15 protein-coding genes are annotated in these 15,074 nt (G+C 69.3%); 8 read left to right on the top strand and 7 right to left on the bottom strand.

Translation table 11 applies throughout. From position 1 onward, the window contains the following. The gene (locus E0H50_RS16630) at positions 1 to 696 is read right to left on the bottom strand and encodes a DUF4191 domain-containing protein (RefSeq protein WP_131289176.1); all 696 of its coding nucleotides are present in this window, start codon (positions 694 to 696) and stop codon (positions 1 to 3) included. Positions 697 to 698: 2 nt separating this feature from the next. Continuing rightward, positions 699 to 1,637: a lipoyl synthase gene (gene lipA, locus E0H50_RS16625; RefSeq protein ID WP_131289174.1), complete on the bottom strand. Its 939-nt coding sequence runs from the start codon at positions 1,635 to 1,637 to the stop codon at positions 699 to 701. A 56-nt stretch (positions 1,638 to 1,693) separates the two neighbouring features. Between lipA and E0H50_RS16620 the strand changes: the two genes are divergently transcribed. From E0H50_RS16620 to E0H50_RS16600, 5 genes are all read left to right on the top strand, one after another. Next, complete coding sequence (locus E0H50_RS16620; protein WP_131289172.1) at positions 1,694 to 3,046, top strand: sensor histidine kinase; 1,353 nt, start codon at positions 1,694 to 1,696, stop codon at positions 3,044 to 3,046. Position 3,047: 1 nt separating this feature from the next. Beyond that, positions 3,048 to 3,719 carry a response regulator gene (locus tag E0H50_RS16615; protein ID WP_131289170.1) on the top strand — a complete coding sequence of 224 codons (672 nt, stop codon included), beginning with the start codon at positions 3,048 to 3,050 and terminating at the stop codon, positions 3,717 to 3,719. A 118-nt stretch (positions 3,720 to 3,837) separates the two neighbouring features. Next, positions 3,838 to 4,719: an ABC transporter ATP-binding protein gene (locus tag E0H50_RS16610; RefSeq protein WP_131289168.1), complete on the top strand. Its 882-nt coding sequence runs from the start codon at positions 3,838 to 3,840 to the stop codon at positions 4,717 to 4,719. After that, the gene (locus E0H50_RS16605; RefSeq protein ID WP_131289166.1) at positions 4,716 to 5,882 is read left to right on the top strand and encodes an ABC transporter permease; all 1,167 of its coding nucleotides are present in this window, start codon (positions 4,716 to 4,718) and stop codon (positions 5,880 to 5,882) included. Before E0H50_RS16610 ends, E0H50_RS16605 begins: the two co-directional genes overlap by 4 nt. A 109-nt stretch (positions 5,883 to 5,991) precedes the next feature. Then, positions 5,992 to 6,960, top strand: a complete 969-nt coding sequence (locus E0H50_RS16600) for a LysR family transcriptional regulator (protein ID WP_131289164.1) — start codon at positions 5,992 to 5,994, stop codon at positions 6,958 to 6,960. Between the two features lie 12 nt (positions 6,961 to 6,972). On the opposite strand, the gene E0H50_RS16595 is transcribed toward E0H50_RS16600, so the two are convergent. Further along, positions 6,973 to 8,034 carry an MFS transporter gene (locus E0H50_RS16595; RefSeq protein ID WP_131289161.1) on the bottom strand — a complete coding sequence of 354 codons (1,062 nt, stop codon included), beginning with the start codon at positions 8,032 to 8,034 and terminating at the stop codon, positions 6,973 to 6,975. A gap of 99 nt (positions 8,035 to 8,133) precedes the next feature. On the opposite strand from E0H50_RS16595, the gene E0H50_RS16590 reads away from it, so the two are divergent. Together E0H50_RS16590 and E0H50_RS16585 are read left to right on the top strand one after the other, a co-directional pair. Further along, positions 8,134 to 9,435 (top strand): sulfatase-like hydrolase/transferase, encoded by a 1,302-nt coding sequence (locus E0H50_RS16590; protein ID WP_131289159.1) that lies wholly within the window; start codon positions 8,134 to 8,136, stop codon positions 9,433 to 9,435. A 4-nt stretch (positions 9,436 to 9,439) separates the two neighbouring features. Further along, positions 9,440 to 10,819, top strand: coding sequence for a sulfatase family protein (locus E0H50_RS16585; RefSeq protein ID WP_238151010.1), 1,380 nt, complete (start codon positions 9,440 to 9,442; stop codon positions 10,817 to 10,819). Here the strand turns inward: E0H50_RS16585 and lipB are convergent. Continuing rightward, on the bottom strand, positions 10,801 to 11,517 hold the full coding sequence (gene lipB / locus E0H50_RS16580; protein ID WP_238151009.1) for a lipoyl(octanoyl) transferase LipB: 717 nt from the start codon (positions 11,515 to 11,517) through the stop codon (positions 10,801 to 10,803). The genes E0H50_RS16585 and lipB overlap by 19 nt on opposite strands. 94 nt (positions 11,518 to 11,611) lie before the next feature. On the opposite strand from lipB, the gene E0H50_RS16575 reads away from it, so the two are divergent. Next, a complete protein-coding gene (locus tag E0H50_RS16575) occupies positions 11,612 to 13,264 on the top strand; it encodes a protein kinase domain-containing protein (RefSeq protein WP_131289155.1) in 1,653 nt (550 codons plus the stop codon). 20 nt (positions 13,265 to 13,284) lie between these two features. Here the strand turns inward: E0H50_RS16575 and E0H50_RS16570 are convergent, their stop codons facing one another. From E0H50_RS16570 to E0H50_RS16565, 3 genes are all read right to left on the bottom strand, one after another. Next, positions 13,285 to 13,854 (bottom strand): 3'-5' exonuclease family protein, encoded by a 570-nt coding sequence (locus E0H50_RS16570; RefSeq protein WP_131289153.1) that lies wholly within the window; start codon positions 13,852 to 13,854, stop codon positions 13,285 to 13,287. 88 nt (positions 13,855 to 13,942) lie between these two features. Continuing rightward, positions 13,943 to 14,077, bottom strand: a complete 135-nt coding sequence (locus tag E0H50_RS44210; RefSeq protein WP_272948506.1) for a hypothetical protein — start codon at positions 14,075 to 14,077, stop codon at positions 13,943 to 13,945. 40 nt (positions 14,078 to 14,117) lie between these two features. Beyond that, positions 14,118 to 15,005 (bottom strand): TIGR01777 family oxidoreductase, encoded by an 888-nt coding sequence (locus E0H50_RS16565; RefSeq protein WP_131289151.1) that lies wholly within the window; start codon positions 15,003 to 15,005, stop codon positions 14,118 to 14,120. Positions 15,006 to 15,074 lie beyond the last annotated feature (69 nt).

Here is a 15,074-nt window from a genome sequence, read left to right as displayed (position 1 = left end):
TCAGCGACCCCGCATCGCCTGCCGGGCGCCCTTCAGACTCGTCGGCACCGGGCCCTTCGGCATCGGCACCTGCGGCCGGACGGCGTCCAGCGCCTTCAGCCGCTGCAGCAGGTCGGTGATCTCGCTCGGCTGCATCACAGCCGGCAGCTTCATCACGTACTTGGTCAGCTTGCGGATGTCGATCTCGCCCTCGCCCTTACCGGCCACGATCTGGGTGACCGGCGCGCCGCCCGCGACCCGGTTGTGCTTCTTGGCCTCGGCCGCGAGCAGGTTCTTCACCCGGCTCGGCTGCCCCTCGCCGACCAGGATGATGCCGGGCTTGCCGACCACCCGGTGGACGATGTCGGAGTTCTTGGTGACCGCGACCGCGGGGTCGACGCTCCAGCCGCGGCGCAGCGTCTGCAGCGCGGACGCGGCCGCACCGGCCTGCCCCTCGATCTGGCTGTACGCCGCCTTCTCGACCTTGCGGCCGAAGACGATCGTGGCGGCCAGGAAGCCGAGCGCGACGCCGAGCGGGATCCACACCAGCAGCGGGCCGAGCAGGAATCCGCCGAGCACGGCGAGACCGACGATGCCGAGGAAGATCCCGGCCAGCACCAGGCCGACCAGCGGCTCGGACTTCTTGGTCAGCTGGTACGCCGACCGGATCTGCTTCAGCCGGCTGGTCTTCTCTTCGGGAGCGTCGTTCTTGGCCATCTCTACCTGTCCTGGTTGTTCATACGTGACTCAACGGCCTGACGGTACAACCGTCCGGCGCGGTACGAGGACCGTACCAGCGGACCGGACATGACTCCGGCGAAACCGATCTCCTGCGCCTCGGCGTCCAGTTCGACGAACTCCTCGGGCTTCACCCAGCGCTCGACCGGGTGGTGCCGCACCGAGGGCCGCAGGTACTGCGTGATCGTGATGATCTCGCAGCCCGCCGCGTGCAGGTCCTTCAGCGCCTGGCTGACCTCGTCGCGGGTCTCGCCCATGCCGAGGATCAGGTTCGACTTGGTGACCAGCCCGTAGTCACGGGCCTGGGTGATGACATCCAGCGAGCGCTCGTACCGGAAACCGGGCCGGATCCGGCGGAAGATCCGCGGCACCGTCTCGACGTTGTGCGCGAACACCTCCGGCCGCGACGAGAACACCTCGGCCAGCTGCTCGGGGACGGCGTTGAAGTCCGGCGCGAGCATCTCCACGCCGGTGCCCGGGTTCAGCTCGTGGATCTGGCGGATCGTCTCGGCGTACAGCCAGGCGCCGCCGTCGTCCAGGTCGTCGCGGGCCACGCCGGTCACGGTCGCGTACCGCAGGCCCATGGTGCGCACCGACTCGGCGACGCGGCGCGGCTCGTCGCGGTCCAGCGCTTCCGGTTTGCCGGTGTCGATCTGGCAGAAGTCACAGCGCCGGGTGCACTGGTCGCCGCCGATGAGGAACGTGGCCTCGCGGTCCTCCCAGCACTCGAAGATGTTCGGGCAGCCGGCTTCCTGGCACACCGTGTGCAGCTGCTCGGACTTCACGAGCTTCTGCAGCGCCTGGTACTCCGGGCCCATCTTGGCGCGGGTCTTGATCCACTCGGGTTTGCGCTCGATCGGGGTCTCCGCGTTGCGCACCTCGAGCCTGAGCAGTTTCCGTCCTTCTGGGGCGATGGTCACGCCCTCAAGGGTACGCGTCCCCGCTCAGGGCCGTCCCACCCGTACGCTGATGAGCTATGTCCACCGTTGAGCTGCGTACGGATGCCGAACCGCTAACGCCGCCGGTGTCCGGTACGGCGGTGCGCGGCTGGACCCGTCCCGCGCCGACGGCCCGCGAGCAGCGGTACGACGTACTTCTCGGTCTCGGGATGGCGCTCGCGGGCGTGCTCGGGACCGAGCTCGCCCGCGGGGCCTCGTCGACGCACGTGGACCTGGGACTCGGCGGCGTCGAGCCGTACGTACTGAGCGCGGCCGCCGCGCTGCCGCTGTGCTTCCGCCGCCGGTGGCCGATCCCGGTCCTGCTGGCGGTCGCGGTGCTGTTCGTGGTGAACGGGGAGCGGGTGCTGTTCGCGTTCGCCGCCAACCTGGTCACGCAGGCGACCATGTTCATGGCGATCTACGCGGCGGTCGCCTGGGCGCGCGACCGGCGGCTGATGAAGGCCGCCGTGGCGGTCGTCTTCATCGTGATGTTCGGGTGGCTCGGGCTCAACTTCGTGCAGGCGCTGCGGAACAACGCGATCGACGGACCGAACCATGCGCTGTTCTCGCCGTACGTCTCGAGCGTGGTGCTGGCCGTCGCGCTGAACGTCCTCTACTTCTTCGGCGCGTACTTCTGGGGCCGGACCGCGTGGGCGACCGCGCGGCAGCGGTTCGAGCTCGAGCAGCAGGCGACCGAGCTGGCGGCGCAGCAGGACGCGAACTCGCGGCGCGCGGTGCTCGACGAGCGGCTGCGGATCTCGCGCGAGCTGCACGACGTCGTCGCCCACCACATCAGCAGCATCGGGATCCAGGCCGGCGGCGCCCGGCGGGTGATGGACACCGACCCGGATGCCGCGAAGAACGCGCTGAACGTGATCGAGGAGTCCAGCCGGAGCGCGGTGAACGAGATGCGCCAGCTGCTCGGCATGCTCCGCTCGGCCGACCCGGACCTCGACGTCGGGACCCCGGATCCCAAGGAGCCGCAGGCCGGCGCGGACCGGCTGCCGGCGCTGATCGCGGAGGCGAACAGCCTCGGCCTGGAGGTCGGCTTCCACCAGATCGGGTCACCGGCCGAGCTGCCGAAGACCGTGTCGGTGTCGGTGTACCGGATCGCGCAGGAGGCGCTCGCGAACGTCCGCAAGCACTCGACGGCCCGCAGCGCCCACGTCACGCTGCGTTATCTAGGGGACGCGGTCGAGCTCGAGGTCCTCGACGACGGCCGCCCGAAACACGCCCCGGTCGGCAGCCGGCTCGGCCATGTCGGGATCCGCGAACGGGTCGGCCTGCTCGGCGGCGAGAGCGAGATCGGCCCGCGACCCGTGGGAGGATTCCGCGTCCGGGTGCGGATCCCGCTGGATCCGCAGAACCGTCCGTTGGCTGGGGGATCTTGAGATGGCTGAAGCGATGCGGGTGCTGCTGGTCGACGATCAGGACCTGGTGCGGGCCGGGTTCCGGATGATCCTGTCGGTCGAGCCGGAGATCGAGGTGGTCGGCGAGGCCGCGGACGGCGAGAAGGCGATCGAGCTGGCGCTGGCGTTGCGGCCGGACGTCGTACTGATGGATGTCCAGATGCCTGGGATGGACGGGATCTCCGCGACGCAGCGGATCGTCGCGGAGGACGCCGGGAAGGTCGTCATCCTCACCACCTTCGACCGTGACGACTACCTGTTCGAGTCGCTCGGCGCCGGCGCGAGCGGGTTCCTGCTGAAGAACACAGCGCCCGAGGACCTGGTGGAGGCGATCCAGGTCGTGCACTCCGGCCACGCGCTGCTCGCGCCCGAGGTGACCCGTCGGGTGATCAAACGATTCACGGGCAAGGGAGAGCGGGTGTACCGGCCGGATCTGCTGGCTGAACTGACCGAGCGCGAACGCGAGGTCCTCGGCCTGATCGCCCGCGGCCTGACCAACACCGAGATCGCCGGCCAGCTGTACGTCGGCGAGGCCACCGTGAAGACCCATGTCTCCCGGGTCCTCCTGAAGCTCGGCCTGCGCGACCGCGTCCAGGCCGTCGTCTTCGCCTACGAATGCGGCCTCGTCACCCCCGGAGACGACCCGACCGGGTGATCCGTCCGTCGTACGGATGACGTCGTTGATCACCCTCGCGGGCGACGTGCCGACATACCTCCACTGACTAGCTTTGGCAGCGTTGGAAGTTTTGGCTAGCTGATGGGAACGGTGACACATGCTCAGGGTGGCAGGGCTCACCCGGCGGTTCGGTGATCATCTGGCGCTGGACGACGTGACCTTCGACGTCGTTCCGGGACGGATGACCGGGTTCGTCGGGGCCAACGGTGCCGGGAAGACGACGACGATGCGGATCATCCTCGGCGTCCTGGCCGCGACGGCCGGCGAGGTGCGGTGGCAGGACAAGCCGCTGACCGGGGCCGTACGCCGGGACTTCGGCTACATGCCCGAGGAACGCGGGCTGTACCCGAAGATGAAGATCCGCGACCAGCTGGTGTTCTTCGGCCGGCTGCACGGGCTCGCCCCGGAGCGCGCCGGCACGCGGACCGACAAGATCCTCGGGCGGCTCGGGCTCGCCGAGCGCGCGTCCGACGTCCTCGAGACGCTGTCGCTGGGCAACCAGCAGCGGGTGCAGATCGCGGCCGCGCTGGTCCACGAGCCGATCGCGCTGGTGCTGGACGAGCCGTTCAGCGGCCTCGACCCGCTCGCCGTCGACGCGATGGTCGACCTGCTCCGCGAGGAGGTGACGCCGGAGGTGCCGGTGCTGTTCTCCAGCCATCAGCTCGACCTGGTCGAGCGGCTCTGCGACGACCTCGTCGTCCTGTCCCGCGGCAAGGTCGTCGCGGCGGGCGCGGTGTCCGAGCTGGCGGCCGGATCCACGTCGACGTACCGCCTGGTGGTGGACGGCGACGCCGGGTGGCTGCGGGACGTGCGGGGGATCCAGGTGCGTGACGTGGCCGGCGGTACGGCGTTGTTCGACGTACTCGATGACGCGGTGGAGCAGAAGATCCTTTCCGAAGCGATCAGTCGCGGGCCGGTGCTCGAGTTCGGGCCGGAGCGGGTGGCGCTCAGCGACGTCTTCCGGGAGGCGACCCGATGAAGACCCTGGACAAGCCGTGGGTGCTGATCGCGGAACGCGAGATCACCACGAAACTGCGGGACAAGACGTTCATCGGCTCGACGCTGGTGATGCTGCTGATCGTGATGGTCGCGGTGATCCTGCCCGCGATCCTCGCCGGCAAGGGCGGCGCGGACAAGATCGGCGTGATCGACGACGCGGGCCAGAAGGTCGTGCAGACGGCGTCGGCGACCGCGGGCGGCGACGGGTACGAAGCGACCCGCTTCGCGGACCGGCCGGCCGCTGAGAAGGCCGTCACCGACGGCAAGGTGAAGGCCGCGCTGCTGCCGGACGCGGACGGGTACGTCGTGCTCGGTAAGGACCGCGTCGACTCCGGTGTGGAAGGCGCCCTTCGCGAGGCGGCCGCGGCCGTCGGGATGGAAGCGAACGCCGGGAAGGCCGGGCTGTCACCGGCGGAGCTGCACGCCGGCACGAAGGTCTCGTTGCAACTGCTGAAACCGGGCCCGTTGCCGGACATCGTCTCCGACTTCGTGAACATCGGGCTGGCGCTGGTGTTCTACATGACGGCGCTCGGCTTCGGGATGATGATCGCGCAGAGCGTCGTCCAGGAGAAGGAGAGCCGGGTCGTCGAGATCCTCGCCGCCGCGGTGCCGATCCGGTCGCTGCTGTGGGGCAAGGTCCTGGGCAACACGGTGCTGGCGCTCAGCCAGATCGTCGTGATCGCGGGTGCGTCACTGATCGGGCTGCTCGCCACCGACCAGGCCGACATTCTCGAGGTCGTCGCGCCGGTCGCCGGGTGGTTCGTGGTGTTCTTCGTGCTCGGATTCGTCGCGCTGGCCGGGCTCTGGGCGGTCGCCGGTTCGCTGGCGACCCGGCAGGAGGACCTCGGGTCGACCACGCTGCCGGGGCAGATGATCCTGATGATCCCGTTCTTCTTCTCGGTGTTCGCGGGTTCGTCGGCCAAGACGGTGGCGTCGTTCGTCCCGATCGCGTCGTCGATGTCGATGCCGGGCCGGATGCTCACCGAGGATGTTCCGGTCTGGCAGCCGCTGGCAGCGATCGCGCTGCTGCTGGTCGCGACCGTGCTGATCGTCCGGGTAGGCGCGCGGCTGTACGAGCGCACGCTGCTGCAGACCGGCCGCCGGCTCGGTTACCGCGAGGCGCTGGCACTCGAATCGAAGTAGCACATCGTCACGACCGGGCCCGGCGTTACAGCTCCGGGCCCGGCTGTGACGAAACCGCAATGTAGGGTCGCTGTGTGCTGTGTCCAGACCTCGACTACGGTCTCAACGCATGAACGTTGAGCTGCGCCACCTGCGGGTGGTGGTCCTGGTGGCAGAAGCGGGGTCCGTCGGACGGGCCGCCCGCTGGCTCAAGGTCAGCCAGCCGAGCCTGACCGCGCAGCTGAAACGGATCGAGGCCGCGTTCGGCGGTGAGCTGTTCGAACGCTCCCGCACCGGCGTGAAGCCGACGCCGCTCGGCCGGTACGCCGTTGACCGCGCGCGGGCCATCCTGGTCGACGTCGACCACCTGTCGGCGACCGTGTCGGCGATGACCGCGGTCGAGTCGTCGGCGGTCCGGCTCGGCGGGTTCCCGACCGCGCCGATGTCCGGGATCGCGTCCCGGCTGCGCGCCCACGGCGAGATCGAACAGGTCAGCATCGAGGTCGAGTGGTCCACCAGTGTGCTCCTGCAGCAGCTGGAGAGCGGGCGGCTGGACTTCGCGCTGCTCCGGGAGTTCCCCGGGTTCGAGCTGCGGCTGCCCGCCGGGGTCGAGAGCACCACGGTGGTCGAGTCCGAGTCGGCGTACGTCGCCTTGTCGGCGGACCACCCGGTGGCGGAGGCGTCGCGGACGCGAGGCGAGGTCGATCTCGCGTCGCTGTCGGGCGAGGAATGGATCGGTGAGCCGCCGGACGACAGCGGCTTCCACGTACTGTTCCGGGCGGCGTGCGAGGCGGCCGGGTTCCAGCCTCGGGTGGAGCACCATTCGGTGGATACGTCGGTGCTGATGGGGTTCGTGACCAGTGGTCAGGGCGTGGCGCTGATCTCGCCCACGTCGTACCGGATGCTCTCGGCCGATGTCACCACGCGCACGCTGGTCGGCGACCCGATTCACCGGAAGCTGGTGCTCGCATGGAGCACCGACTCACCACGGGCCCAGATGGCAGGCGAGGTGCTGCAGATGGCGAGCGCGGCGTACGACGAGGCCATCACCGAGCACGCCCGTCGCGACCAGCACCAGCAGCGCATGCACGTCGCCTGAGTCCCGCGCAGGCTAGGCGGGCTTCACGACAGGGTTCTCGAACGCGAGGTGGAACTCGCCGGTGTCCTCCGGGTCCTCCATCCGCTCCCGGTACTGCGACCCCATCTTCTCCCCCCGCTCCATCTTCTTCTCCTCAACGGGAGCCTTCGTCTCAACCGGCTGAGTCTCCTCAACCGCCTGCGGCTTGGCCTCGACCGGCTTAGTCTCCTCAGCGGGTGCGGTTGCCTCGGGCTTGGCCTCCGTCGGCTGAGCCTCTTCCACCGCGGCGTCCATCGGCTGGGTCTCCTCAACCGGCGCGGCCGCCTGCGGCTCTGGCTTCACCGGCTGGGTCTCCTCGACCGGCTCCTGCTGCGCGACCGGCTCCTCGGCCGCCGGGGGCGGTGCGATGACCGTGTCCTCGCCGGTGTAGTTGCTTTCGGCATCTGCCTCCGGGAACTGGCGGGTGTGCTCGAACTCCTCCGCCTCGCCGACCGGGAACTGCCGCGTCTGGTCGTCGGCCTGATTCCGCGGCTGCGCCGCGGGCTCGTCGAACAGGTCGTCGTACCGGGTGTGACTCTCGTACGCCGCCGGCGCCTGATAGGTGCCCCCGGCAACCGGATACACCGCCGCGACATCCGCCTCCTGCTGCGCCTGCGCGGCTTCCTGCTCGCGCTGCAGCCGGTCGGCCTCGACCCGCTCCCGCCGCCGACGCTGGACGCCGTGGACGATCAGCTGGATCGCGTACACCAACGAGATCACCCCGAGGATCGGCACCACGCCGTTCAGCGTGTACTGCTTCGACCCGTCGATCATCCCGTTGGTGACACCCGGGACGTCGTTCAGGAAGTTCGTGGTCCGGTTCGGGATCCACAGCCAGCAGTAGATCAGGACGCCGAAGGCGATGAACGCCCCCAGCGCACCGGCCCCGGAGAAGTACGACACCACGGCCCAGAAGACCAGCGCGCCGATGCCGAAGGCAAGCGCCATCCCCTTCGCGTTCAGCTCGATACCACCCGGCGCCGCGAGGACCCCGAACACGGCCGGTCCGGCCAGAGCAACAGCTACGCCGAGCAAGAACCCAAGAAATTTGGACACACCCCCAAGGTAGCGACGAACAGCGGTTACACCCCGCAGACACTTCGGCACACCTTTGGGCTGACCCGCACAGGCAACCGCTTGCCTAGGGTAGGAGCCATGCGCCCACCGAACATCGTCGTGATCCTGTCCGACGAACACACCGCCGCGGCGGCCGGCTGGGCGGGTCATCCGCACGTCCGGACGCCACATCTGGATCGCCTGGCCGCGCAGGGCGTCGCGTTCGACCGCGCCTACACCAACAGCCCGATGTGCGTGCCGTCCCGCCTCTCGCTCATGGCCGGCCAGTACGTGCACCAGCTCGGGGCCTGGGACAACGGCGTCATCCCAGACGCGTCGTACCGCACCTGGGGCCATCACCTACGCGAAGCCGGTTACACCTCGGTCATAGCGGGCCGCACGCACTTCAACGGACCAGACCGCTTGCTCGGCTTCGACCGCCGTCTCACCGACGACCTGGACTTCTGGCTCGACCACAGCGGCCGTCCACCCCGGCGTACGGCGGGCTGGCGACGCCCGACCAACTCTCACGTCACTGAACAAGGGTCGGGCGACCACGTCCACACGCAGCACGACGTAGCCGCGACGGATGCCGCTGTGGAGTTCCTGCGCGACCCAGGCGAGGAGCCGTTCCTGCTGTACGTCGGCTACATGCACCCGCACTTCCCGTTGGTCGCACCACCGGAGTTCCGCGCGTTGTACGACACGGCCGACGTCGAGCTACCTGCCGTCGCAGACGATCAGCACCCGGTGATCTCGCTGCTACGCCACGGGTTCCGGAACGACGAGCCGCTGACGGAGGAGCAGATCCGGGAGGCGACAGTCTGCTACTGGGCACTGATCAGTCACCTTGACCACCAGATCGGCCGGCTGCTGGCCGCCGTACCGGACGACACCGTGGTCATCTACACCAGCGACCACGGGGAGATGGCCGGTCACCAGGGCATCTGGCAGAAACAGTGCTTCTACGAGCCCGCCGTACGTATCCCGATGCTCCTGCGCCACCCGTCGTTGCAGCCAGGCCGGAGCGCCGCACACGTCAGTCTGATCGACGTGCTCCCCACCCTCCGACACGCGGCCGGTATGGCACCCGACACCGCACTGCCCGGTCTGACGCTGCTGGAGGCTCAGGACAGACCTGTGCTGTCGGAGTACCACGCACAGGGCATGGTCGACGGTGGCTTCATGCTGAAGTCCGGGCCGTGGAAGTACTGCTACTACGGGTCCGCACACGCGCCACAGGTCTTCAACGTCGACGACGACCCACTGGAGCTCCACGACCTGTCCGGTGAGACGGCTCTGGTGCAGCGACTGGATGCTGAGCTGAGATTGCTGCTGGACCCTGACGCGACCGATGCCCGTGCAAAGTCAGACCAGGCCGCGCGCCTTTCGAGAGGATGAGCTGTTGCCCGCTCCGAACATTCTGCTGATCGTTTCCGACGACCACGGGTACGCCGACCGCAGTGCCCTCGGGGTGCAGCCCGACGTCCGCACTCCGGCGCTGGACCGGCTGGCCGCGGAGGGAGTGAGTTGCACCGACGCCTACGTGACGGCGCCGATCTGCAGCCCGTCGCGGGCGTCGATCATCTCCGGGCGGTACCAGCAGCGGTGGGGCGGCCAATGGTTCGACTCGGCCGCGTTCCCGCCGGACGACGTACCGACGCTCGCGGAGATCCTGCGCGACCAGGGGTACCGGACGGGGTACTTCGGCAAGGTGCACTACGGGAAGGAGGATGTGGGGGACAGGGCGTGTCCGCCGCACCACGGGTTCGAGGAGACGCTGTACGGGCTGGCTGGGCAGTCGTTCGGGCGGCTGAACTACCTGCATCACTCGGACGAGTCGGTCGAGTCCTACGGTCAGCCGGCCGCACACCACATGGCTGTGCAGCCGCTGCTGTCGGGGGACGAGCCAGTTGAGCACGAGGGCTTCCTGACCGCGGAGTTCGGTCGCCGCGCGGCGGAGTTCATGGACGCGGACGACGAGCGGCCGTACTTCTGCATGGTGGCGTTCAACGCCGTCCACAACTTCTGCTGGCAACTGCCGGACTCCGAACTGGAATCACGAGGCCTGCCGGCGTTCCGCGACTGGTCACCGGATGCGGACGGACCGTTCATGGAGTGGTACGACGACGTGATCGTGCCGAATCTGCCGCACGGTCGCGAGTACTACCTCGCCCAGCTGGAGCTGATGGACGCCGAGATCGGGCGGCTGCTCGACCGGGCAGGCGAGGACACGATCGTCGTGTACGTGACGGACAACGGCGGGTCGACCTGCAACTTCGGCGACAACGCGCCGCTGCGCGGGACGAAGTACACGCTGTGGGACGGCGGCATCCGCATCCCGATGCTCTGGCGCTGGCCGGACCGGTTGCCGGCGGGACGCCGTACCGACGCACTCGTCAGCACGATGGACCTGGTCCCCACGCTGGCCGCCGCGGCGGGCGCGACCATGGACGGCGCCGACGGTGTCGACCTCCTGCCCGTACTGACCGGGGACGCCGAGGCCGCGCACGAGAATCTGCACTGGGACTGCGGGTTCCAGTGGGCGGTGCGGTCGGGGGAGTGGAAGCTCAGCTGGGTGGCGGACGACGCCAGCACCCGGCATCTGCGCGACTACGAGCACGCGCCGATGGGGGAGGGCTGGTTCCTCGCGAACCTGGCCGACGACATCGGCGAGCAGACCAACCAGCTGTCAGCGCAGCCGGAGATCGCCGATCGGCTGCGCTCGTTGCACGCCGACTGGCGCGCGGAGGTCGGGCTCGAGGCTCAGACCGTCAACCCGTAGGTGATCGCGGTCGGCGGCTCCTCGTGGTGGTCGATGTCCGGGCTGCGCTCGTACTCGTCCCAGGCGAGGAGCTCGTCGAGGTGCCGGCGCACCGAGGCGAGGACCTCGGTGGTCGTGACCTCGCGGCCGAGTTCCTTGGAGAGCGTGGTGACGTCGGCGTCCGAGATGCCGCACGGGACGATCCGGTCGAACCAGGTGAGGTCGTTGTTGCAGTTCAGCGCGAAACCGTGCATGGTCACGCCCTGCGCGACCCGGATCCCGATCGCGGCGATCTTCCGCTCCCGGCCGCGGTCGTCGGCCGCGACCCAGACGCCGCTGCGGCCCTTGACCCGGCCGGTCTTCACCCCGAGGTCGGCGCAGACGGCGATCAGCGCCTCCTCGAGCCGCCGGACGTAGTCCACGACGTACACGTGGGAGGCGAGCTTGACGATCGGGTACCCCACCAGTTGCCCGGGGCCGTGCCAGGTGATCTTGCCGCCCCGGTCCACGTCGACCACCGGCGTACCGTCCAGCGGCCGCTCGTGCGGCTCGGTGCGCTTGCCCGCCGTGTAGACCGGCGGGTGCTCGAGCAGGATCACCGTGTCCGAGCCGGTGCCCTCGGCAACCTCCGAGTGCAGTCGTCGCTGCTCGGCCCACGCGGTCTCGTAGCGCACCGCGTCGGCGCCGAATCCGGCTTCCACGTACCTGATCGCCCTCACGCCTTCGAGTGTAGGCGGCGGCCGATCGGGCCCGGCGCCCTGGGCTGTGGATAACTTCGACGGGCGTCGTCGCGATCGGTGCATCCTCTTGGGCATGGACCTCGCAGATCTCACCGGCTACAGCCTGCGCCGCGAGCTCGGGTCCGGACCGGCCGGCACCGTCTGGCAGGTCCGGGACCGCGCCTCGGGCCGCAACGCCGTGCTCAAACACGTCCCACACAGCGCCTATCCCGACCGCGGGCGGCTCCGCGAGGACTTGAGCATGCTGTCCCGCTTCCGGCACCCGCATGTCGCGCAGCTCCACGAGTTCCGCGAGACCGGTACCGGCTGGATCCTGATCACCCAGCACCTGGCCGCCGGCAGCCTGGCCGCCCTGCTCACCCGCCGCGGCCCACTGTCCCGCGGCGAACTAGTCACCCTCCTCGCCCCGCTGGCCGACGCCCTGACCCACCTCCACGCCTCCAACCTCACTCACGGCTCCATCACCCCCGAAAACATCCTCTTCGACGCCGAAGGCCGCCCAATCCTCACCGACGCCACCCTCCGCCCCACCACCCCCACCACCGACCACCACTCCCTAGCCACCCTCACCCACCACGTCAGCGCCCACCCCACCCCCTTCCCACCCACCCTCATCACCAACACCCCCCTCAAATCCCTCCCGCACCGCCTCCTGACCCACACCCCCGCCGCCCCGATCGACCTGGCCCCACTCACCAGCCCACCAACAACGAATCCCCCGGCCGGCCCTGACACCTCGCCCACCCCTACGCCCACCCCTCCGTCCACCGCTCCGTCCGCGACGAGTGTCGCTGGGCCAGGCGGTCACGCTCCGACGTCGTCGGGAGGGTCTGCTGACGACGACGATTCGCCAGCCGTGTCCCGCGGACCGCTCGCTCCACCTCCGGCGGACCCACCGCCCGCACCTCTGACGCAACCAAAGCGACCCCACCCCTCCGCGCCGTCCGCCAAGGCCCGCTCGAAGCGCATCCGCCCCATCCGCCGCACCAAGTCCCGCCGCACCAGGTTCGCAGCGCTCCCCGCGCTCGCACGACTCCCACACCCCGCGTACGGCGTACTGGCCGCAGCCGGCCTGGCCGCGATCATCGTGCTCGCGATCGCCATCGCCACCCTCCGCACCCTCAACACCCCAGCCACCGCCCAACCAGACCCCACCAATCCGCAGTCCACAACCCAACGCACGCCCGAATCCCCGCCCACTCAGTCACCTACTGCCGCGCACCCAACGACGCCCGGGCGACCCGAGCCATCGCCGAGCCAGGGCCGTGCCACGACGTCGGCTCCACCCTCCGCGTCCGCAGCAGAGCTGGCCACCTGGATCGAGACGTTGCAGGCGCTCGACGCCCAACGCGCCCAAGCCTTCTGGACTCTGGACCTAGACGCTCTCGACCGCATCTATGTCCCAGGCAGCGCCCCGTGGCGCACCGACCGCGCGCTCCTGTCCACCTACCGCCAACAGAACGTCCGCGTCCAAGGTCTCCGCATCACGATCGAAAGCACCGCCATCACCCGCCGCACCGCGACAACGGTCACCCTCAGGACCACCGACCACCTGACAGCCGGTCAAGCAGTCGACCGCACCGGCGCCAAAACCCCACTCCCACCAGGCTCCCCAGCCACCAGACTGATCACCCTGACAACCACCCCACGCACCGCAGCCCCATCCCGCAGCTCTGATCGTCAACCAGTCCACACCTGGCGCATCACGGCAATCACCCAAACCTGACCCACCGAACCAGACGATCTTCAGCTTGGCCGATTGAGCGCGTCGAAAACGTCCCGCACGAAGTAGGCGTCCGCCAACGCATCGTGAATCGCGTACGAGGACTGGTCGACGCCGACAGCCGCCGACATCTCGCCGACGTCCGCAGTCGGCGGCAGGTTCGTCCGGCCCAACAGTTGGCTGATCACGCACACCAGCCGGAAGTCCCACGGCACGTCCGCCGCGTCATCTGCGACTAAGCCGTTGAGATGCATCAGGTGCAGTACATCGGTCGCATCCATCCACGGCGCCGCCCCTACCCACAGCGGCTCGTCGGAGGTCAGGTCGACCATCAGCTCCGCGACCTCTCGACCGCGGCTCACGTCCTGCTCGGATCCGTTCAGCGACGGGTGGCGGTGAAAGCGGCTGATCTCGAGCGCCCGCTCGGTCGCGACCGACAGATCCAGCTCGTCCGGCCGGACGAACCGGTTGTACGCCGTCTCCCGCCCGTCGTCCTCCCGCCGGATCACCGCCAACTGCCAGATCTGCCGGCCACCTGGCAGCCAAGGTTCCCGAACACTCGTAGTTTCCAGATCAACGAAGAGAGTCGCCATCCAGAAATCCAAGCAGGTCAGACCCGCGCCGGCGAAGGCGTTGAGGAGATCAGCCAGCGGCCGTTGAAGCACGGATGGGCCCCGTAGATCACGACCATCCGGCTTGGATGCAGTACGCGACTTGCCTCCCGAAGTCGTCGACGTCGGTGGACAGCCACAGTACGGCGACAGTAGCGAAGACACCGTCGGCGAACGGCAGCTCCGCCGCGTCGCCCTGGATCAACGTCTCGCCGTCGACCGTGCGTTCGTCCTCGGCATGGGGTCTAGGCGAGGGCGGCGGAGATTGCGGTGGTGACTGTGGGGTGGTGGAAGGTGAAGCCGGTGGACTGGAGGCGGGTTGGGAGGGCACGTTTGCTGCCGAGGAGTTCCCAGGCGAACTCGCCGAGGGCGGCCTTCATGAGGATGGCGGGCACCGGGACGAGGGACGGCCGGTGCAGGGCGGTTGCCAGGGCTTCGGCGAGTTCGAGGTTGGTGGCCGGTGTCGGCAGGGTGATGTTGACCGGTCCGCTCACGCTGTCGTTCTCGGCGACGTGCCGGACGGCGCGGATCCAGTCGGTGAGCGAGACCACCGGGAAGTACTGGGTTCCAGGCCCGAGGCGGCCGCCGAGACCGAGGCGGAAGGGGAGAGAAAGAAGCTGGAACGCAGGAGCCTTGCTGTCGAGCACGACGCCCGTGCGCAGCGCGGCCACCCGGCTGCCTGCCTCACGGGCCGGTTCGAGCGCGCCCTCCCACAGCCGGACGACGTCGGCCAGGAAGCCTTCGCCCAGGTCGGAGTCCTCGGTCAGGATGCGATCGCCGAGGTCGGTGCCGTAGCCGCCGATCCCGCTCTGCGTGAGCAGCGCCGGCCGACGGTCGAGCTGGGTCGCCACCGCGGCCAGGGTCGCGGTGGTCGAGACGCGGCTCTCGCGGATCTTCAGGCGGTACGTCGGTGTCCACGGGCGGCCGATGTTCGCGCCGGCCAGGTTGACCAGGACGTCGGGATCGTCCAGGGCGCCCGGGTCGAGATCGCCCCGGGCCGGGTCCCAGCGCACCTCGTCCGGTGTCGACGGCGGACGGCGTACCAGCCGGACCACCTGGTGGCCGTTGGCAACCAAGTCGCGGGCGAGCGCCTTACCGAGAAAGCCGGACGCTCCGGCCAGTACGTACTTCATCCCGCTGTGCTCCTTGCCGGTTCACGAGAGAAAGAACGGCGCCGGTGTCCGTCTCCGGGGAGACAGGCA

This window comes from Kribbella sindirgiensis (assembly GCF_004331435.1).
In the GTDB taxonomy this organism is placed as follows: domain Bacteria; phylum Actinomycetota; class Actinomycetes; order Propionibacteriales; family Kribbellaceae; genus Kribbella; species Kribbella sindirgiensis.
This window is presented reverse-complemented; position numbering and strand designations above follow the sequence as displayed.